Consider the following 18,673-nt stretch of genomic DNA (forward strand, 5'->3'; position numbering starts at 1 on the left):
TACAGCATAGCTATGATCGACAACCAGCCACAAACCCAAACCAGCCCTTCTCTGCTGCAAGCCATTTTCGAGCGTAACCCAGATGGCATCATCGTTACCGACGATAATTGTACTTGTGTAGAGGCAAATGCGGCTGCATGCAATTTACTAGGCATATCTAGAGCCGAATTAATTGGTCGTAGCGTGACGTATTTTCTGGAATTGCGGTGCATTTTAGCCCAAAGTGGCTGCAATTTAGTGTCAACTGAAATTTCCAGAGCGGGATGTCGCCTGCATCGCACGGATGGGAGCCTGCGAGAGGTAGAGTATGCAGTAGCCATAAACTGTTTGCCCGGTCTCCACCTGATTACGCTAAGAGATAGCAGTTATACCCAAACTATGGGGGCTGAACTGCTCCATCAGAGTGAAGAACGTTTCCTCACCCTGGTTGAGACCTCAAGCGATTGGGTGTGGGAAATTAATGAGAACATGACTTATACTTACTCAAGTCCTAAGGTAACGGATATCGCGGGCTACAAACCAAGCGAGATTATTGGTAAAACTCCTTTTGAGTTGTTACCAGAGCGCCAGGCGCAACGTATGGCTAGAGCATTCGATGTTATTACCAGTCGGCGCGAGCCTTTCTATAATCTGGAAAGTTTGCACGTTCATAAGAACGGTCATCTCATTGTTGTAGAGACTAATGCTGCTCCCATTTTCGATCTAGATGGAGAATTTCGAGGCTATCGTGGCATCAGCCGGGATATCACCGATCGCAAGCGTGTCGAGAAATCCCTCCGAGAAAGAGAACTGCAAATTGCCGCGATCGCCAATAATATCTCCTGTTCGATCTACCGTCTGGTCGTGCGCGCAGATAAAACAATGGAGATGGTATTTATCAGTACGGGTTTGTATGAGATTACCGGTATATTACCAGAGACGGTAATGGCCGAGCCGCAGAAATTCTTCGATCTAATTCACCCTGAAGATCGCGATCGATGCAAGTGCGTACTCCAGGATGCAGTAAACTCTTTACAACCGTTTACCCAGGAGTTTCGCTTGATCTCCACTACGGGCAAGGTGAAATGGGTGCGTAATAGCGCTCACCTATCATCGCTGGATGTAGATATTGCGATTGATGGCGTGCTTATAGACATTAGCGATCGCAAGCAAGCAGAAGAAGCTTTACGCCAAAGTGAAAATAACTTAGCTGAGGCGCAAAGGCTAGCTCACCTGGGCAGTTGGCAGTTCGATTTAGCTACGCAGACTCTAGTGTGGTCTGATGAAGCATTTCGCATCTTTGGCTTAGAAGTGGGGCAACCAATTCCAACCTATCGAGAATTGCTGAAGAATTACGGCTTGCGAGATGCGAAGAAGATCGCCGCATCCCTGAGGCAGGCGATCGCCCATAATAAGCCATTCGAGATCGAAGCTGAAATCACCAGATTGGATGGGAGCTTGCGCTATCTATTAGTGAGGGGCAATCCTCTATTTAACGCTCAGGGAGAAGTTTCGCAGCTATTTGGAATGATGCTGGATATTACCGAGCGCAAGCAGGCAGAAGTGGCAATGGCCGACCTCGCAGCGATCGTGAAATTCTCGGATGAAGCCATTATTGGCATGACACTCAGCGGCACGATCACGAGCTGGAATTTGGGCGCTCATCTGATCTACGGTTATACTGAGGAAGAAGCTGTTGGTCAAAACATCATCAACTTACTGGTGCCTCGCGGTGAGATAATCGGTATCTCAGGACCAGATTCTAGAGCTGCTCAAGATATCATTAGCTACTACACCACGCCACACATGCGCAAAGATGGCAAGATTATTGAGGTACTGATGACGATATCACCAGTCAAAGATGCATTTGGCAATATTACTGGTAGTTCCGTGATCTCTAGAGATATCAGCGATCGCCGAGCTGTAGAAAGGCTGAAAGATGAATTTATCTCGATTGTCAGCCACGAACTCAGAACTCCATTAACTGCTATGCATGGAGCGTTAGGGCTTTTGCTTACGGGCAATCTTGGCAAGTTAGAACCAAAGGGGCAGCGCATGTTAGAAATTGCTGTTGATAATACCAGCCGTCTGGTGCGACTCACCAACGACATTCTCACACTGGAAAGCCTGGAGTCAGGCAGAGTGCAGCTATCTCAGAAAATTTGTAATATTACCGATCTACTCGAACAAGCGGTACGTAGTATGCAGCCAATTGCTGATAAAGCAGGAGTTACGCTGTCTATATCTCCTTTATCAGCCAAGATAGTTGTGGATGGAGATCGCATCATTCAGGTTCTCACTAATTTACTCAGTAATGCCATCAAGTTCTCTCCCCCCAATGAGTCGGTTGAATTGAAGGCTACTATAGAGAGCGATCGCCACCTCCTCCAGCCCAGTGGGTGGGAGTTTCAATCGGATGACTCGCGGCAACAAGTTCTACTAATTACCGTACGGGATTATGGCAGAGGAATTCCATCTGATAAGTTAAATGTCATTTTTGAGCGATTTCAACAGGTTGATGCCTCCGACAGTCGGCAAAAAGGAGGAACGGGACTGGGTTTAGCGATTTGTCGCAGTATCGTCCAACAGCACGGCGGTCGGATCTGGGTAGAAAGCATTGTCGATCGAGGCAGCACTTTTTTCATCAGTCTGCCAATCTCAGTGCCACGAGCGATGCGGGGGCGATCGCTCCCCAGCCGAGATATGCGTGTAATTCTGTAGGAACGATAGCGATGGATACGAAGTGCGTGCTAATTGTTGATGATGAACCTGACATCCGCGAAGTCGCGCAGGTCAGCCTGGAGATGATGGGAGGATGGCAAGTGTTGACCTCCGATTCTGGTCGAGATGGTCTTGCCAAGGCTAAATCCGCACAACCCAATGCTATCTTGTTAGATGTGATGCTACCAGATATGGATGGGCCGACAACATTTCAAAATTTGCAAGCCGATCCGTTGACTGCTCATATTCCTGTAATTTTCCTGACAGCCAAAATCCAGCCAGTCGATCGCGCCCGCTTTACTAATTTGGGAGTTACGGCAGTTATTGCTAAACCTTTCGATCCGTTAACCTTAGCTAAGCAGGTAGCTGAGGTATTGGGTTGGTAAGACTTTCAGGCTATTTTGTTTGACTATAAGGATAAGCCGATGATGAGATTTGAACTCACGACCTGCTGATTACGAATCAGCTGCACTACCGCTGTGCTACATCGGCACATACACATAATTTGTATATTAATTTGTAAATTTGTATAAATTCACAAATTGTGGAACAAATTATAGCATTTTGTGACTTTATAACTGATTCATTTCTTGCGGGATCGAGTAATATACTTCATTGACTTAGTGGTTTAGACGGACTTAAAAATATGGAATTTCAAGCCTTTGTTCACGGTGTTTTTGCTAGCACGCAATCTGCCGCCAGTGATGATGCTAGCCGTACGCAAGATCTAAACTTTGTCAACGCAGCATTCAAGTCAGCCCTGACTGCAAAGGTGGCCTTTTACACCGCGATCGCGGTAGCTGCCTCGATCGGTAGTTCCCTCACAAGTTTACCCATATTTGCGGCTGAGTACAGTGCCAGTACGTCCGATCTACAGAGCTTACTGGCGAGTAGGGGCTTCTATGGTGGCGAAGTTGACGGCATTGCAGGAGAAAAGACCAAACAAGCTATTATCAAGGCTCAGCAATTCTACGGTTTAAATACTGATGGTATTGTGGGTGAAGTAACTTTAGTCGCTTTGCAAGAAGATAAAGCGGAATCATCAACGGATGCAGCGATCGCCACAAATATCTCGGTATCCGATTTGCAGAATTTATTGGCCAAGCGTGGTTTTTATAAAGGTGATATTGATGGCGTCTTTGGCACCAGTACCAAAGACGCAGTGATTCAAGCTCAAAAATTTTATGGCCTGACTCCCGATGGGATTGTGGGTAGCAAGACTGTTGCAGCCTTAGAGGCAGATACGGATGCGGCTCAAACTGCCTCCAGCCTAACGGGCGATGATGTTGTCAGGCTGCAAAAACTTTTGACCTCAAGAGGATTTTACAGTGGGCCAATTAGTGGCTTTATCGGCAACCTGACTAAAGAAGCAATTCTCAAGGCACAAAAGTTTTATGGGTTGACTGAGGATGGCGTACCTGGTAAAGCAACATTTGCAGCTCTAGAAGCCGATAGCGAGTACAACAAATCAGCGAAGACAGAAGATATCAAGCACGTACAGAGTTTGCTAGCAGAGCGGGGATTTTACAAAGGAGAGATCGATGGTGTCCTGGGTGAAGGCACCAAAGAAGCCATCCGTACGGCTCAAAGGTTCTATGGTTTAACAGTTGATGGTGTAGCAGGAGCTGGGACTATTTCCGCTTTGAGTGGGAACAAGGCCAGACGAGTATCAACCCACTCCACACCGCCTGCTAAATCGGTTACAGCATCGAGCGATCGCACCGCAACCAGGACGACTACTGCAACGCGGACTCCATCTGCGCCAGAAAAGATCGCTAGCAAGCAACCTCCTGCCAAAACTGCGTCAAAGCCCAACTCTCCCGCTAAAATCGCAGCTAAACCAGCCCCTGCAAAGCCAGAGGTTCCAAAAGCTGCTACTAAGCCTGCACCGACTCCCTCTAAAGTAGAGAAGCCAGCCGCAAGCCAGGTGACAGTGAAGCCCAATCCTACTAAACCAGTTGCTACTAAAACTACACCTGCGCAAGAGACGACCAAAGTCACAGCAACTAAACCCGCACCCACAGCAGAGAAACCAGTGGCTTCTAAGCCCGCAGTTACCAAATCGGCTCCTAGTAAGGAAGCAGCCAAACCCGATCTAGCCACCAAGCCCACTCCCGCAGATATGCCTAAGGTTGAGGATCCTGCGCCCGCACAGCCAACAGCCGTCAAACCAACACCTGCTGCTAGTCCTGAAGTGGCGAACCCTCTTACTGCCCCACCACAGCCAACCCCAGAAACAACTGCATCGATTGAGCCATCCAATCCTACCAGCACTAAGCCTGGAACAAACAATAAAAACGTGCAGGTATCGGATTTGCAGAAACTGCTCGCTACGCGTGGTTTTTTCACTGGTTCCACCACGGGAGTAATGGATAATGAAACCAAGAATGCGATTATGAGAGCTCAAAGTTTCTATGGTCTGACTCCTGCGGATGGCGATCCATCCTCGGCATTAGTCGAGAGTCTAAATCGCGATCCTTTTGTAGCTAAAGATAATTAATTAGCGATCGGCGGTCAGCAGCCAGCAGTCAGCTTTTGGCTGATATAATTAGGATTCATGGAGATCGAGATCTCAGTGGTAGGGTGGGCAATGACCTTACTGGACGTGCGGTATGATTTAGGTATGAAACTATTGAAGCTGGCTGTTAATCTCGGTGCGATCGCAGGGTTCATAGGTATTGCTTTAGCACTTCAGTTGCCCCGACTCAACCAAAAGCTAGCGGGGCAAACGCCTGAAGCAGATCGTCAGCTTGTAGAGCAGGAGAGGGCGCGGCTGCAACTGTTCAAAAATTTGCCAGCTAGCGGACTGGGCTTAAATAACGTAATTTCAAATTTGACGTTTTTAAATTTTTTGCAATACTTTGGCGATGAAAAAGCCAGGGTAGAAAGTAAGACTGGTTACACTCTAAGTCCCTATTACTTTGAGATTATCGTAGATCGCGATCCGCGTTTTCTTTACAGCTATCTGTTTCTCTCTACCAGTGTTTCGATCTATGCCGGTCAGGCTCAACGAGCCATTGAAATGTACAGTAAGGGATTAAAGTCGCTGTCCCCAGAGCAAATGGCCTATGCCTATACTGTCTGGCGGCGCAAAGGGGTAGATCAGTTGCTATTTCTAGGCGATGTGAAAGGGGCAATGGAGTCTAACTTTAAGGCGGCAGACTGGGCAAAGCGCGGCAAATTCGGTCCCGATCTAAACTTTGGGTCTCAAGGTCTGTCAGAAGCTAAGGGCGACCTTGCTCGACAATTCCGCGAGACAGCAGAGTTTTTGCGCGACAGCCTTAACAGCAACGATGCCAAGAAAGTTGCAGAAAATATTAAAAGAGCCAGAATTGCTTCCTGGAGCGATGTTTTACAGTATGGCGTTGACAAAAGAACGCGGGAGATCGCTGCAATTGAGCTGAGCAAATTAGATGTTGATGTCGAATTTAAAGAAGACGGCACTTTCAAACTCACACCGCGTCAATTTCCCTGAATTTCGCCATAGGGTGTAGCTAAGTGCGGTATTTCTCACTCAAGAAATTATTATGGGCAGCGATCGCCACCAGTGCGATCGCTACAAATTCCCGTCCTATTTATTCACGGCACCAAGGATGATGTGGTGCCGATGACTATGAGCCAGCGGCTCTATGATGCCGCGCCGGAACCCAAGCAACTGCTGCTCGTACCAGGAGCAGGACATTACCGCATTTATCAGCCAGGGGCAAACTCGTATTTACGGGAGATCGAGAAATTTGTCAAAAACACCGAATCTGTCAGAATGGCAAAGCACGGCGATATAGTCGATCCAGCGTTGCTGAATTAATAACCTAATGGCGAATCGAATTTTAATCGGTGTTAGCGGTGGCATTGCCTCTTACAAGGTTTGCGAAGTCGTATCGACACTGGCTAAACAGGGCGATCGAAATAACCAAAGCTCTTCAGAAGTCAGAGTAATTTTGACTCAGGCAGCGACTGAATTCGTCACGCCTCTAACTTTTGCTACCCTATCTCGTCACGCCGCCTATACCGACTCCGATTTTTGGCATCCAGGTCATGGCAGACCGCTACACATTGAGTTAGGAGAATGGGCAGATTTATTACTCCTGGCACCCGTAACTGCCAATACTTTGGCCAAACTTGCCTATGGCATGGCGGATAATCTGCTGACGAATACGGTTTTGGCATCCAGGTGTCCGGTGTTAATGGCTCCAGCCATGAACGCGACTATGTGGGAACAGTCAACCGTGCAGCAAAATTGGTGCCATCTATTGGCTAACGAGAGATATTTTGCGATCGCCCCAGGTAGCGGTATCCTCGCCTGCGATGCCGTGGGAGCAGGGCGGATGGCAGAGCCAGCCGAGATTTTAACTTATATCGAGTCGCTGTTATGGACGCGGGGCAAGCGCGATTTAGTCGGAAAGCGCGTCCTGGTAAGTGCGGGTGGCACGCGGGAATTTCTCGATCCGGTGCGGTTTATTGGCAACCCCGCTACGGGCAAACAGGGCATTGCGATCGCCCATGCTGCCCTACATCGCGGTGCCGATGTCACGCTCGTGTTGGGAAATGCCGAGGCAAATAAACAGGTACTGCCTACTAGTGCCAATTGTCGAGTTGTTGGCGTGGTGTCATCCGCACAAATGCACCAGACAATGCGACAGGAATTTGGCAACGCCGATCTTACGATTATGTCCGCAGCGGTGGGCGACGTGCGCCCCGCTCATTACAACGATCGCAAAACCCCAAAATCTCAACTACCGACCTCATTACCGCTCGATCCGATCGCTGATATTCTGGCGGATTTGAGCGCGCGCAAGCGCTCCGAGCAGATCCTGGTTGGGTTTGCGGCTCAGACTGGTACTGAAGCAGAAGTGGTGGCGATCGCCCAGCAAAAGCTAGAGGCGAAAGGTATAGATGCGATCGCGGTCAACCAGGTGGATCGCCCCCAGACAGGATTTGCCTCGGATACAAATCAAGCAACTTTCTTAGCAACCAATGGCAAGCAGACGACCACACCACTATGTTCCAAGTTGGAGTTAGCACATCGTTTGCTAGATTTCCTGACGGAACATTTAAATCCCGAGCAATGTCAGTCTGTAAAGTTATGATGTTCGTAGTTTCGCCAACTATACTCAATTGCAAATTTCCTCTATGAGCATCAGCATGACGGATAACAACCTAGGTGAAAAGATCTACGAAGGTAAGGCAAAAATTCTGTATCGCACCGACGACCCCAACGTTTTGCTCGCCTACTTTAAAGACGATGCTACTGCCTTCAATGCTCAGAAAAAAGGACAAATCGAGCATAAAGGGGAAATGAACTGCGCGATCGCAACCTACCTGTTTCAGTACCTCGCCTCCCAAGGCATGCCCACCCACTTTATCGCTCAAACCGCGCCGGATTGGATGCAAGTGGTAGCAGTGAAAATTCTGCCTTTAGAGGTAGTCGTGCGAAATATTGCGGCTGGCAGTCTATGTCAGCGTACGGGTTTAGACTTGGGCACGGAGTTGCGATCGCCTTTGGTGGAGTTCTATTACAAAAATGACCGATTGGGCGATCCGCTCTTCACTGAGGATCATATTGAATTGTTAGAGCTTGCCACGCCAGAACAAGTGCAACAACTCAAGCAAATGGCGCTCCTGATCGATCGGCATCTACGCAGCTTTTTCGAGCAGTGCCGCCTCATTTTGGTTGATTTCAAGTTGGAATTTGGGCTGGATGCAAGCGGGCAACTACTTCTGAGCGACGAAATTAGTCCTGATACCTGCCGTTTATGGGATCGCGATGTTGCCGACCCCAAGGCTCGCATTCTGGACAAAGATCGATTCCGTCAAGATCTTGGTAATGTCTCCGCTGCTTACCACGAAGTCATGGCGCGCATTCAGACCGTGGTTTCTCAAAATTCCCGCGATCGGTGATACTGGTAGAATTGAAAACTAAAAGTTAAGTTAATATAAACTCTGCTTGACTTTTCTGCAAAATCTGGTCTCTTAGCATTTGGGTGTGTGGTGTAATTAATATGCGTTTAACAAAGTTTGCTTTGATTGCCTTGGTCTCCTCCAGCTCTCTGTTGGCAAAGCCTGCATGGTCAGAGAGCGCCGCTCCTCAAACAAACCCAACGCCAGAAGTAACCCAATCAATTACCCCTACACCAGTTACTGTGAAGACAGCAAACCAGGGTGTTGATGCCGGAGTGATTCCCGTCGAAACAGCCCCAGTCGAAACTTTAGACCAACCCCAGTCTAGGCCGACTGCAACCAAAGCAGATAGAGCGGCGCTTAATCCTAAGAAATCAGTTGCTTCAGCTAGCAAGCGATCGCCTCAGGCGACTCCAACCGTAGCTGAAGCTCAGACGACTAGTAACGATACTACCCAGAATCTCAAACCAATTTCAGGTCAACCTGAAGATCCAGTTAAACAAGATCGGGTTAAATATGTAATCCCGCCTCTCAATCAGCCTAAAAGCGTAAAGCCAAGAATTACAAAGCCAAATCTAGCTAAGAAATCGGGTCGAAAATTAGCAGGCAAAGAAGTACTAATCAGTACTAAACCTGCTGTCAAACCCGCTGCTAAAAAGCGGCCAAGCCTGCTAAAAACAGCACAGACTCCCGCAACTACAGAAACTCCGGCTAAGCCCAGCTCCACAGAGCAGCCCAAGCCTGCCACTACTCCGGCTGACACTACTACCCCTGCCACGCCTACACCCAGTTCGCCCCTGGATACGCCCACCACGCCCACCACGCCGGATATCCCCTCTCCTCCAGATACGCCTGCTACCACAACACCCGAACCACAGGTGCTTGTGGGTGAGGTATTGCTCAAAACACCAAGCGGCCAGCCCGTACCGCCTGATATTGAAAGGCAGGCATACGACGCGATCGCCACTAAACCAGGGCGTACTACTAGCCGTACCCAACTGCAATCCGATATCAACGCTATTTTCTCAACTGGCTACTTTGCCGATGTCAAAGGCGATCTCGAAGACACAGATATTGGTGTCAGAGTGACGTTTGTGGTAGAAGTTAACCCCGTTCTTAAGGTGGTTCAGACTGAAGGGGCGAGCGTACTGGAAGAAGGTACGATTGATAAAATCTTCAGCTCGCAGTACGGCAAAGTTATTAACCTGCGCGACCTGCAAACCGGGGTTAAGGCATTAGAAAAGTATTATCAGGATAAGGGCTATGTCCTGGCTCAGGTAGCTGATGTTAAATCCCAGCCAGACGGTACCGTTACCATTGTCGTTGCTGAAGGTGTAGTGGAAGATGTCAAAGTAGGCTTCTTAAATGAAGAAGGTAAGACACAAGATAAGGATGGTAAGCCCATTACTGGTAACACGCGAGACTTTATCATTACGCGCGAACTAAATCTCAAGCCCGGCCAGGTGTTTAACCGCAATACGGTACAGTCAGACCTCCAGCGAGTATTTGGTTTGGGCATTTTCGATGACGTTAACGTGGCGCTAAACCCTGGCACAGATCCTAAGAAAGTAGTGGTCACGGTTAACGTCAAAGAACGCAGTACTGGTTCGATCGCCGTAGGGGCTGGGATCAGTTCCGCTACTGGGTTATTTGGTACGGTTAGCTTCCAGCAAGCAAACCTGGGTGGGAATAACCAAAAGCTGGGCTTAGATATCCAGGTGGGCGAGCGAGATTTACTCTTCGATCTCAACTTTACCGATCCTTGGTTAGCGGGCGATCCTTACCGTACCTCTTTTACAGCGAATATATTCAGCCGCCGTCTGTTTAGCTATATCTTTGATAATCCTCCCGGTGCTCCAGCTGACATTGGTGTTGGTCCCGACAAAAACGATACTCCACGCGAAAATCGTCTCGGGTTTGGATTTAGTTTCTCGCGCCCCCTTGGTAACGGCATCACTGCTTCCCTGGGCTTCCGCTACGAGCGGGTTACAATCACTGACTCCAATGGTACTGTGACCCCCTTTGATGGACGTGGTAACCAGCTTGCGATTAATCCCGATGGTCGAGATGACTTATTCCTATTGCAGTTTGCGGCTGCCCAAGACCTGCGCGACGACCCTCTCAAAACTACTAAAGGATCGGTGTTGCGCTTTGTGACCGAGCAGTCCTTACCATTTGGTAGCGGTTCTATTTTCTTCAATCGCTTGCGTGCTAGCTACAGCTTCTATATCCCAGTCAAGTTTACAAACTTCACGGAAGGTCCTCAAACTCTAGCTTTCAACATCCAGGCTGGTACTATTATCGGCACTCTTCCCCCCTATGAAGCATTCCGCATAGGTGGCAGCAACTCCGTTCGCGGTTGGGATGAAGGTAGAATCGGTAGCGGTCGCAGCTATGCCCTCGTATCGGCGGAATATCGCTTCCCCGTATTTTCAATCGTCAACGGGGTCTTGTTTGCCGACTACGGTACAGATCTAGGCACTGGCTCGTCTGTACCAGGTAATCCGGCTGGCGTGCGCGGCAAGCCCGGTAGCGGTGGCGGCTACGGTGTGGGCGTGCGGATTCAATCGCCCTTGGGTGCAATTCGGATTGACTATGGGTTTGCTACTAACGGTGGCACGCAGTTCAGCTTTGGACTCGGCGAGAAATTTTAGCTAGGATCCCAACATATCGTTCAGGTGATTCCCACGTAAAAATATACCGATAATTGTAGGGGCAGCGCCTCTGTGCCTGCCCCAAATCATCGGGGCGATCGCGAGGGAATTATCCCTACAGGTCTTTTATTTACGCAAAATCTCCTTACAAATGATCAGCCAACAGACGATCGCTTCGCCCTTTGCCCTCAGTGGAGTGGGGCTGCACAGCGGCAACCCCATCACCGTGAGAGTTGCGCCTGCCGCACCTGATTCCGGACGCTACTTTGTGTACGGGGATAACGTGATTCCCGCTCGACTATCGACCGTGGGCGAAACGATGCTTTCGACCCAATTGCAAACCGAGATGGCCTCAGTGCGTACGGTGGAGCATTTACTCGCCGCCCTGTGGGGGATGGGCATTGATAATGCTGAGATTGCGATTAATAATGCTGAGATCCCGATTTTAGATGGATCGGCACGTCCTTGGGCTGAAGCGATCGCTGATGCTGGGATTGCTAGCCAGTCGGAGCCGCGCCAGGTACTGGCAATCCGCGAGGTAATTTCCGTGCAGCAAGGCGACGCTTTTGCGATCGCCGTTCCTTCGGATGCATTGCGATTTACCTACGGGATTGAGTTTCCTACCAAAGCGATTGGGACACAGTGGTTTAGCTGGATGCCAAGTATGGGTAATTTTGCCAGCGAGATTGCGCCCGCGCGTACTTTTACAATGGCAAGTCAGGTGGAACAGCTACAAGCAATGGGGTTGATTAAAGGGGGTAGTTTAGATAATGCGATCGTTTGCGACGAGCAGGGCTGGTTAAATCCACCCCTGCGGTTTGACAACGAACCATGTCGCCATAAACTTTTAGACTTAATCGGCGATCTGAGCTTATTGGGGCGATCGCTGCAAGCGCATATCGTAGCATTTAAGGCCAGCCATGCCCTACACGCACAGCTCGCCCAGGCACTTTTAGCAGTTTCTGATAATTAGGACGCGCAAATTGACCGTTGGTAAGTTTAAATGGTTGATAGCAAAAAATTAACGCCTAACTATAAGATTTAAATAGTTCATTTATTAAAAATAGGTGCGATTAGACTCGTAACTAAAACAGCAAAAAAATGCCTACCTTGACTGAAACTCCACCCGTTCCCGTTGCTACCAAAATGACGATTGAGGAGATTCAAAAACTCCTGCCGCATCGCTATCCATTTCTACTTGTCGATCGCATAATTGATTACGTGCCTGGGCATTCCGCTACAGGCATTAAAAATGTCACCATAAACGAGCAGTTTTTCCAAGGGCATTTCCCAGGGCACCCAATTATGCCAGGCGTGTTAATTGTAGAGGCAATGGCACAGGTAGGTGGCGTGGTTTTGAAACAGATGCCCGGCTCTGAAGGTCAGCTATTCCTGTTTGCAGGGATTGATAAAGTACGGTTCCGCCGTCCCGTTGTCCCAGGCGATCGATTGGTCATAACTACAGAGTTACTGGCAGCCCGCAAACGCTTTGGCAAAATGCAAGCACGCGCCGAAGTAGATGGACAACTAGCCTGTGAGGGCGAACTAATGTTTTCTCTGGTCGATCTTTAGTTATTTAGCGATCGCCCGTCGAATTTGCGATCGAATTCGTCATTAATTTAAGTGGTAGCAGCAATTGACAATTAGCAACCAGCAACTAGCAACTAGCAACTAGCAACTAACAACTAATCATGCCTGTATCTCATGTGCCTCTACCTCAATTGATTCATCCTACCGCCATCGTTCACCCTGGTGCTGAGGTGCATCCGACCGTTCAAATTGGAGCGTACTCCGTAATTGGAGAGAAGGTTAAAATTGGTGCTCACACGGTAGTTGGTGCTCACGTCGTTATTGATGGCTGGACTGAAATTGGCGATCGCAATCATATTTTCCCTGGTGCAGCGATCGGACTAGAGCCACAGGATTTGAAGTACAACGGTGCTGCCAGTCTGGTCAAAATTGGTAATAATAATCGAATTCGCGAATACGTCACGATTAACCGTGCTACTGGCGATGGCGAAGTTACTAGTATTGGCAGCTCCAATTTATTAATGGCATACGTGCATGTAGCTCATAACTGCGCGATCGCTGACAACGTGATTATAACTAATTCAGTTGCTTTAGCAGGGCATATAGTCATTGAATCTGGCGCGCGGATTGGGGGTATAGTCGGCATCCACCAATTCGTCCACGTAGGTCAAATGGCTATGATCGGCGGGATGAGTCGCATTGAACGGGACGTTCCTCCTTTTATGGTTGTAGAGGGCAACCCGTCGAGAGTGCGGGCAATTAATCGTATTGGTTTGGAAAGAGCAGGGCTGGAGCCAGAAGACCTGCAGCTAATCAAGCAAGCATATCGCATTCTCTATCGACAGGATTTTACATTGCCGGAAGCATTGGAAAAGCTGGCATCTTTGCCCGAGAATTCCCATGTCATGCACTTGCAGAAGTTTTTAAAAGCGTCGCTATCTGAGGGCAGGCGCGGCCCAATTCCAGGGCGCAACTAGTCCGGACGGGATGGCTGTGTGCCATAATCCATAATTATGTCTAGCAAACCGAAAACGCTTCTAGCGACCAAAGGTCGTTAGAGTAAAGGGGAAAGGGTGGTGCAAATCCAACGCTGTCCCGCAACTGTAATTTCAGCTTAACTGAAAAAGCCAGAATGCCCGCCGTTTTCGCTCTATAACCATGCAGCTCTGCGAGGTACAGATGTTTCAGCATCCATACGTGCATTTAGCAATGCACATCCCAGACGGCTTTTTGAGTCCCTCTATAAGTATTTTTACTTGGGCTCTGGCTATTGGCTTAATTGCCCTATCTCTTACAAAAGTGCAATCTGCATACAAAGATCGAGCCGTACCCCTGATGGGAGTTTGTGCGGCTTTTATTTTTGCCGCCCAGATGGTTAACTTTCCCATTCCCAATGGTACTTCCGGCCACCTGCTCGGCGGTACGCTGGCAGGTGCTCTACTGGGGCCTTGGGCTGGTTCGCTGGTCATGACGGTAGTATTTATCGTGCAGGCGGTCATGTTTCAAGATGGTGGATTAGTAGCGCTCGGTGCGAATGTAGTTAATATGGGTTTGATTGGTACGTTGGGTGGCTACTGGCTCTATCGAGCGGTGCGATCGCTACTTGGAAATAACTCCTGGCGCAGCATGAATATTGCAGTAATGGTGGCTGCCTGGACTAGCGTAGTAGCAGGGTCTGCTTTAGCAGCTATTCAGTTAGCTTTATCAGACACAGTGCCTCTAAATATTGCTCTAGCAGCAATGTTGTCGTGGCATATATTTATTGGCATTGGTGAAGCTCTTATTACCTCGATATCTCTCAGCTTCGTGTGGCGTAACCGTCCTGACTTATTATTCGATCCGCCTTTGTCGGCAACATCCTCAACTACATCCAGGTGATTCTCCAAAATATCTCAACAATTGTATAGTCGTAGGGGCAGTGCCCCCGTGCCTGCCCCCCGTGCCTGCCCCCCATGCCTGCCCTCATGTCCGTCTCAGGCTGCCATAGATATTGCAAATTCGCACAAAGTTATGAGTCAAAAAAGTTCCTCAGCCAAGAATCGTGTTGTTGTATTAGTAGGTTTGGGTACGGCACTAGTAATTGCTATCTTTCTCTCACCTTTTGCTAGTAAAAATCCCGATGGTCTAGATCGCGTCGCGCAGGATCTAAAATTTGAAGAAAAAGCATTAGAAGAGCTGCCCGCAAAGCAGTTGCCTTTTGCCAAAATATTTGACGAGTATGCGCTCAAAGGTATTCAAGATGAAAAAGTGGCAACAGCACTGGCAGGGCTGGTTGGTACGTTGGTAACTTTTAGTTTGGCTTGGGGCGTTGGTAAACTCACCGTGCGGCAAAGTCACGATCGCGACGCATCCTCAGATCGCGATCGCAATGGGTAAACAAGGCTCCCCAGCTTGTAGCTAAGAAAAGAAGGATTTATGCTGCTGCACGTTGTGCTACATATTGGAGCGCTCGACCTTATGTGGGAGAGCGATCGCCAGCCCCATACAATTTGGCATAGCCTGGCTCCACAAACGCGCCTTCTTTGTGTATTCCTATCTGTATTTGCGATCGCGATCGTCCCTAATGGTCAATGGTTGACCTGGATGTTTTATGGCGCTGTGTTACTTGTGGTTTTATATCTCAGTCAAGTGAGCTTGGGGATGCTGGCTAAGCGCATGGCCGTAGAGTCAGCCTTCATCAGTGTCATTTTGCTGGGAACGCTCTTTCGTGGCGGCGGCCATGTGTTGTGGTCGTGGGGCTGGTTGCAAATTACCACTAACGGTTTGACAATTCTGGGCAGCGTGGCACTTAAGGCTCTGCTGTCACTCTTAATTTTGAACGTTCTCACCCTCAGTACCTCATTGCCTCTACTGTTATATGCCCTCTCTAGTTTGAGAACTCCCCCTCTACTGGTAGCAATTTTAGCTTCTACGTGTCGCTATCTTGGTGTCCTGGTGGATGAGTTTCAGTCCATGCGGCGGGCAGCGGCGGCGCGTAACTTTAGAGGCGATCGCTGGTGGCAACAGTCTCAAAGTAGTACGTGGCAGCGGCGTGCGATTGGCAATATGATCGGAGCGATGTTTATTCGTACCTTCGATCGGGGCGAACGCATCCACCAGGCCATGCTATCGCGGGGATATCAGGGCAACCCACCGATCTTAGAGCCGCCAAAATGGCAAAAAAAAGACGCTTGGGCGATCGCAACTGCGATTGTCATAGCGATCGCGGGTCAAGCAATTTACCTACTCCAGTAGTCAACGGTTCACGAGCTGCCCAACCAGCCGAAGAAGCCGCTACCTTTTTGATACCGATTCGGTACGTGAGATAACATTTTGGCGTATTGCGAGATGTGCTCCTGAACTAGCGGCTCCCTGGGGTTGAGTTTGAGCGCTTGTTGAAAGCTCAGCCTTGCCATGCCCAGTAGCCTTTGATTGAGATAAACTACACCTAGCAAGGCATGACATTTGCTATTGGTGCGATCGATTTGTAGAGCAGTACGCAAGTCGCCCAACGCCATCGTCCACTGTTTTGCTATGATGTAGGCCTCAGCAGAGCGAATATAGGCTTGAGATCTAGGCAAGAGTGGGTTAGAAAATTCTTTAGCTCTGTGCGTAGCAAGTTGATTAATATGACCGAGCGATAAGCAAACCTGCTGTTTGGAACTGTCTTGGGAGCTAGCTTCAGAGGAATCGCATAGAGCAGGATGGAAACCTTCTTGATATAAGGCGTAAACTACATTCAGCTCGCTCAGTTGCTCTGTATATTCTGAAACTTTATCTAAGGACTTGTACTGCAAGCTGGCGATCGCTTCGACAGCCTGTACGTAGTGCGCGTCGCTGGGCGATCTAAATAACCTTTTGGCAGCTTCTGATTTCGGTACGAGTACGACCAGGCGTTTTAACAAGCGCCTGGCAATGATTTTGATCAGGGCATTATATTCTGCTCTCTCCCTCGCCTGCATCAAGTTGTCATAGGCAGGATTGACAAGCTTAGCAAGATACTCGCAGGCTTTGTCTTTATTGCGGGGCACTTCAACTGGCACATCTGGGTGCAGAGTTTTGGCCAGGCTCAAGTAACGCTGACGGATTTGATAGGCATCCGCAGTTACTGGTAACCCCAGAACTGCAAAATAGTCGTGGGAGTTATGCTGAACGACATCTCTTTGCAGCCAAACTGTTTTAGAATTGCGATCCATACTCTCTACCCTTACAACAAAGAGGCTATCTTTAGCTATGCTGGGGATAGATACTCTTCATGTATTAGAAATAATTATGAGACAGACACCCCACTTTATCTGAATCCTCAAAGTTATTATTACACGATCGCTGAGATTTTTACTGTTAAATCTAGAACAACATAAAGCATCATCTCATGTCTAATAATTTGACATTGCAAACTATGGCAATCCTGGAGGAAATCGATCTCGCAACTGCGACATTTCAGACTGCTACGGGGCTGCAATGCCCTCCCGGTTGCGGTGCGTGTTGCCAAAATCCTGAAGTTGAGACAACACCACTAGAGATGTTACCAATCGCATGGGAACTCCATCAACGCGGGGAATTAGGTGAATGGATACAACAAATGAGAGCAATTAGTGGTATAGGAGTTTGCATATTCTATCGCAGCGATCCTGCGATCCCCGGCAACGGACGCTGCAGCATCTATCCCTGGCGGCCATCTCTGTGTCGCTTGTTTGGTTTTGCCGCAGTTGTCAACAAACAGGGCAATCCCGAGCTAGCTGCCTGTAAAAAACACAAAGAAGAAATGCCTGAAGTCGTGGCGAAATCCCAAGCAGCGATCGCCGGTGGATTGCCCATACCCCAATTTGCCGATTTTGCCATGCGCTTCCGTACCCTGGATCCTAATTTGGGGCAAGAGCGTCTACCGATTAACCAAGCATTAAAGGTGGCACTGGAGCGGGTGGGATTAATCGTGCAGTTATCTATTGCCCCTATATTGCCTGGTGACTGAAGTCGCGGCTACACGAACAAAGTCCGCCTGCGCGGACTAAAAGTAAAGGGGGGAATCTAACAGGATTTAGAATAAGTCCTACTTTACATAAACCTGGGTTCTAAGCAGGCTCGGAAGCTTTTGCCATAACTTCTCTGACCATCGGCTCTAATTCGCCGCGCTGGTGCATTTCCATGACAATGTCGCAGCCTCCGATAAACTCGCCATCAAGGTAGACTTGTGGGAAGGTCGGCCAGTTAGAAAACTCTTTCATGCCCTGGCGGATCTCGGGATCTTCGAGAATATCTACCGTATCAAAGGGGTAGCCGAGCGAGGAAAATACCTGCACGGTAGCAGCGGAGAACCCACACTGCGGCATGGCAGCATTTCCTTTCATGTAGATCAGAATTTTGCTATTTTTGATTTGCCCTTCAATTTTGGTTTGCAGAATAGGATTCATTGCAACTAGACCTGGTGTAAATATTTAAATGTGTACTAGTAGCTATTCTACTAGGTATTTTTAGCCTATCCTTAACTAAGCTATCTCCTCATGTTACGGCATCACCATATTTCAATTCGCACGGCTGACATTTTCGCAGCGATCGCCTTTTACGAGGAGCTGGGCTTTGCGATCGAGACAAGGTTTACGGCTGGGATCACGCTGGCTTGCTGGATGGCTGGGGCTGGTACGCACCTGGAACTAATCCAAATTCCAGAACCGAACCCCGCACCCGATTGCTTCGGAGACGAACACTATGTCGGCTATTATCATCTGTCTTTTCAGGTAGAGGATCTGGATCTGGCACTGGCAAACCTGGTAAAGGAATTAGGCAAACTAAAATTACTTCTTCCACCTCAAGTGCAAGAGATCGGGGATCGAACTTACAAAGTCGCATTCATTAGCGATCCCGATGGCTTACCGATTGAGTTGATGCAGCTATTAAGCTAGAAATGACGTGTT

Annotated in this window: 18 protein-coding genes, 1 tRNA gene and 1 riboswitch; of the genes, 16 read left to right on the forward strand and 3 right to left on the reverse strand. The window is 48.7% G+C overall.

Annotation, left to right across the window (positions count from 1 at the left end; genetic code table 11):
* The first annotated feature begins 12 nt into the window (after positions 1 to 12).
* Both PSE6802_RS30825 and PSE6802_RS0105830 read left to right on the forward strand, forming a co-directional pair.
* Positions 13 to 2,700, forward strand: a complete 2,688-nt coding sequence (locus PSE6802_RS30825; protein WP_019499109.1) for a PAS domain S-box protein — start codon at positions 13 to 15, stop codon at positions 2,698 to 2,700.
* Positions 2,701 to 2,711: 11 nt separating this feature from the next.
* The gene (locus tag PSE6802_RS0105830) at positions 2,712 to 3,086 is read left to right on the forward strand and encodes a response regulator (RefSeq protein WP_019499110.1); all 375 of its coding nucleotides are present in this window, start codon (positions 2,712 to 2,714) and stop codon (positions 3,084 to 3,086) included.
* A gap of 34 nt (positions 3,087 to 3,120) precedes the next feature.
* On the opposite strand, the gene PSE6802_RS0105835 is transcribed toward PSE6802_RS0105830, so the two are convergent.
* Positions 3,121 to 3,192, reverse strand: a tRNA-Thr gene (locus tag PSE6802_RS0105835).
* A gap of 154 nt (positions 3,193 to 3,346) precedes the next feature.
* Between PSE6802_RS0105835 and PSE6802_RS35620 the strand changes: the two genes are divergently transcribed.
* The 12 genes from PSE6802_RS35620 to cbiQ all read left to right on the forward strand — a co-directional run bounded on the left by PSE6802_RS35620 (position 3,347) and on the right by cbiQ (position 16,016).
* A complete protein-coding gene (locus tag PSE6802_RS35620) occupies positions 3,347 to 5,200 on the forward strand; it encodes a peptidoglycan-binding domain-containing protein (RefSeq protein WP_019499111.1) in 1,854 nt (617 codons plus the stop codon).
* Between the two features lie 57 nt (positions 5,201 to 5,257).
* Positions 5,258 to 6,175, forward strand: coding sequence for a hypothetical protein (locus PSE6802_RS0105845; RefSeq protein ID WP_019499112.1), 918 nt, complete (start codon positions 5,258 to 5,260; stop codon positions 6,173 to 6,175).
* A 72-nt stretch (positions 6,176 to 6,247) separates the two neighbouring features.
* Positions 6,248 to 6,505 (forward strand): alpha/beta hydrolase, encoded by a 258-nt coding sequence (locus tag PSE6802_RS0105850; protein ID WP_019499113.1) that lies wholly within the window; start codon positions 6,248 to 6,250, stop codon positions 6,503 to 6,505.
* 7 nt (positions 6,506 to 6,512) lie between these two features.
* Positions 6,513 to 7,787 carry a bifunctional phosphopantothenoylcysteine decarboxylase/phosphopantothenate--cysteine ligase CoaBC gene (gene coaBC / locus PSE6802_RS27980; protein ID WP_019499114.1) on the forward strand — a complete coding sequence of 425 codons (1,275 nt, stop codon included), beginning with the start codon at positions 6,513 to 6,515 and terminating at the stop codon, positions 7,785 to 7,787.
* Between the two features lie 55 nt (positions 7,788 to 7,842).
* On the forward strand, positions 7,843 to 8,598 hold the full coding sequence (gene purC, locus PSE6802_RS0105860; protein WP_026103093.1) for a phosphoribosylaminoimidazolesuccinocarboxamide synthase: 756 nt from the start codon (positions 7,843 to 7,845) through the stop codon (positions 8,596 to 8,598).
* Positions 8,599 to 8,699: 101 nt separating this feature from the next.
* Positions 8,700 to 11,252, forward strand: coding sequence for a BamA/TamA family outer membrane protein (locus PSE6802_RS0105865; RefSeq protein WP_019499116.1), 2,553 nt, complete (start codon positions 8,700 to 8,702; stop codon positions 11,250 to 11,252).
* Positions 11,253 to 11,403: 151 nt separating this feature from the next.
* Positions 11,404 to 12,225: a UDP-3-O-acyl-N-acetylglucosamine deacetylase gene (gene lpxC / locus PSE6802_RS0105870; protein ID WP_019499117.1), complete on the forward strand. Its 822-nt coding sequence runs from the start codon at positions 11,404 to 11,406 to the stop codon at positions 12,223 to 12,225.
* 128 nt (positions 12,226 to 12,353) lie between these two features.
* Positions 12,354 to 12,824, forward strand: coding sequence for a 3-hydroxyacyl-ACP dehydratase FabZ (gene fabZ, locus PSE6802_RS0105875; protein ID WP_019499118.1), 471 nt, complete (start codon positions 12,354 to 12,356; stop codon positions 12,822 to 12,824).
* Between the two features lie 119 nt (positions 12,825 to 12,943).
* On the forward strand, positions 12,944 to 13,759 hold the full coding sequence (gene lpxA / locus PSE6802_RS0105880; RefSeq protein WP_019499119.1) for an acyl-ACP--UDP-N-acetylglucosamine O-acyltransferase: 816 nt from the start codon (positions 12,944 to 12,946) through the stop codon (positions 13,757 to 13,759).
* A 38-nt stretch (positions 13,760 to 13,797) separates the two neighbouring features.
* A riboswitch (cobalamin riboswitch) is annotated at positions 13,798 to 13,940 on the forward strand.
* Complete coding sequence (locus PSE6802_RS0105885) at positions 13,941 to 14,660, forward strand: energy-coupling factor ABC transporter permease (RefSeq protein WP_036945568.1); 720 nt, start codon at positions 13,941 to 13,943, stop codon at positions 14,658 to 14,660.
* 132 nt (positions 14,661 to 14,792) lie between these two features.
* The gene (locus PSE6802_RS0105890) at positions 14,793 to 15,158 is read left to right on the forward strand and encodes a PDGLE domain-containing protein (RefSeq protein ID WP_019499122.1); all 366 of its coding nucleotides are present in this window, start codon (positions 14,793 to 14,795) and stop codon (positions 15,156 to 15,158) included.
* A 39-nt stretch (positions 15,159 to 15,197) separates the two neighbouring features.
* Positions 15,198 to 16,016, forward strand: coding sequence for a cobalt ECF transporter T component CbiQ (gene cbiQ, locus PSE6802_RS0105895; RefSeq protein ID WP_019499123.1), 819 nt, complete (start codon positions 15,198 to 15,200; stop codon positions 16,014 to 16,016).
* Positions 16,017 to 16,024: 8 nt separating this feature from the next.
* Here cbiQ and PSE6802_RS0105900 read toward each other — a convergent pair whose 3' ends face one another.
* A complete protein-coding gene (locus tag PSE6802_RS0105900; RefSeq protein WP_019499124.1) occupies positions 16,025 to 16,957 on the reverse strand; it encodes a J domain-containing protein in 933 nt (310 codons plus the stop codon).
* A 176-nt stretch (positions 16,958 to 17,133) separates the two neighbouring features.
* On the opposite strand from PSE6802_RS0105900, the gene PSE6802_RS0105905 reads away from it, so the two are divergent.
* Positions 17,134 to 17,733, forward strand: a complete 600-nt coding sequence (locus tag PSE6802_RS0105905) for a YkgJ family cysteine cluster protein (protein WP_026103095.1) — start codon at positions 17,134 to 17,136, stop codon at positions 17,731 to 17,733.
* Between the two features lie 100 nt (positions 17,734 to 17,833).
* Here the strand turns inward: PSE6802_RS0105905 and grxD are convergent, their stop codons facing one another.
* Positions 17,834 to 18,172 carry a Grx4 family monothiol glutaredoxin gene (grxD, locus tag PSE6802_RS0105910; RefSeq protein WP_019499126.1) on the reverse strand — a complete coding sequence of 113 codons (339 nt, stop codon included), beginning with the start codon at positions 18,170 to 18,172 and terminating at the stop codon, positions 17,834 to 17,836.
* 90 nt (positions 18,173 to 18,262) lie between these two features.
* Here grxD and PSE6802_RS0105915 point away from each other — a divergent pair, with 90 nt between their 5' ends.
* The gene (locus PSE6802_RS0105915; protein WP_019499127.1) at positions 18,263 to 18,661 is read left to right on the forward strand and encodes a VOC family protein; all 399 of its coding nucleotides are present in this window, start codon (positions 18,263 to 18,265) and stop codon (positions 18,659 to 18,661) included.
* Positions 18,662 to 18,673 lie beyond the last annotated feature (12 nt).

Source organism: Pseudanabaena sp. PCC 6802 (assembly GCF_000332175.1).
GTDB lineage: Bacteria > Cyanobacteriota > Cyanobacteriia > Pseudanabaenales > Pseudanabaenaceae > PCC-6802.

Excerpts from the sequence above, each read along its gene's own strand:
- PSE6802_RS0105905 (WP_026103095.1), top strand. The coding sequence starts at position 17,134 with ATGTCTAATAATTTGACATTGCAAACTATGGCAATCCTGGAGGAAATC.
- fabZ (WP_019499118.1), top strand. The coding sequence starts at position 12,354 with ATGCCTACCTTGACTGAAACTCCACCCGTTCCCGTTGCTACCAAAATG.
- PSE6802_RS30825 (WP_019499109.1), top strand. The coding sequence starts at position 13 with ATGATCGACAACCAGCCACAAACCCAAACCAGCCCTTCTCTGCTGCAA.
- PSE6802_RS0105885 (WP_036945568.1), top strand. The coding sequence starts at position 13,941 with ATGCAGCTCTGCGAGGTACAGATGTTTCAGCATCCATACGTGCATTTA.
- PSE6802_RS0105865 (WP_019499116.1), top strand. The coding sequence starts at position 8,700 with ATGCGTTTAACAAAGTTTGCTTTGATTGCCTTGGTCTCCTCCAGCTCT.
- lpxA (WP_019499119.1), top strand. The coding sequence starts at position 12,944 with ATGCCTGTATCTCATGTGCCTCTACCTCAATTGATTCATCCTACCGCC.
- PSE6802_RS0105830 (WP_019499110.1), top strand. The coding sequence starts at position 2,712 with ATGGATACGAAGTGCGTGCTAATTGTTGATGATGAACCTGACATCCGC.
- grxD (WP_019499126.1), bottom strand. The coding sequence starts at position 18,172 with ATGAATCCTATTCTGCAAACCAAAATTGAAGGGCAAATCAAAAATAGC.
- PSE6802_RS35620 (WP_019499111.1), top strand. The coding sequence starts at position 3,347 with ATGGAATTTCAAGCCTTTGTTCACGGTGTTTTTGCTAGCACGCAATCT.
- PSE6802_RS0105890 (WP_019499122.1), top strand. The coding sequence starts at position 14,793 with ATGAGTCAAAAAAGTTCCTCAGCCAAGAATCGTGTTGTTGTATTAGTA.
- PSE6802_RS0105915 (WP_019499127.1), top strand. The coding sequence starts at position 18,263 with ATGTTACGGCATCACCATATTTCAATTCGCACGGCTGACATTTTCGCA.
- coaBC (WP_019499114.1), top strand. The coding sequence starts at position 6,513 with ATGGCGAATCGAATTTTAATCGGTGTTAGCGGTGGCATTGCCTCTTAC.
- cbiQ (WP_019499123.1), top strand. The coding sequence starts at position 15,198 with ATGCTGCTGCACGTTGTGCTACATATTGGAGCGCTCGACCTTATGTGG.
- PSE6802_RS0105900 (WP_019499124.1), bottom strand. The coding sequence starts at position 16,957 with ATGGATCGCAATTCTAAAACAGTTTGGCTGCAAAGAGATGTCGTTCAG.
- lpxC (WP_019499117.1), top strand. The coding sequence starts at position 11,404 with ATGATCAGCCAACAGACGATCGCTTCGCCCTTTGCCCTCAGTGGAGTG.
- purC (WP_026103093.1), top strand. The coding sequence starts at position 7,843 with ATGACGGATAACAACCTAGGTGAAAAGATCTACGAAGGTAAGGCAAAA.
- PSE6802_RS0105845 (WP_019499112.1), top strand. The coding sequence starts at position 5,258 with ATGGAGATCGAGATCTCAGTGGTAGGGTGGGCAATGACCTTACTGGAC.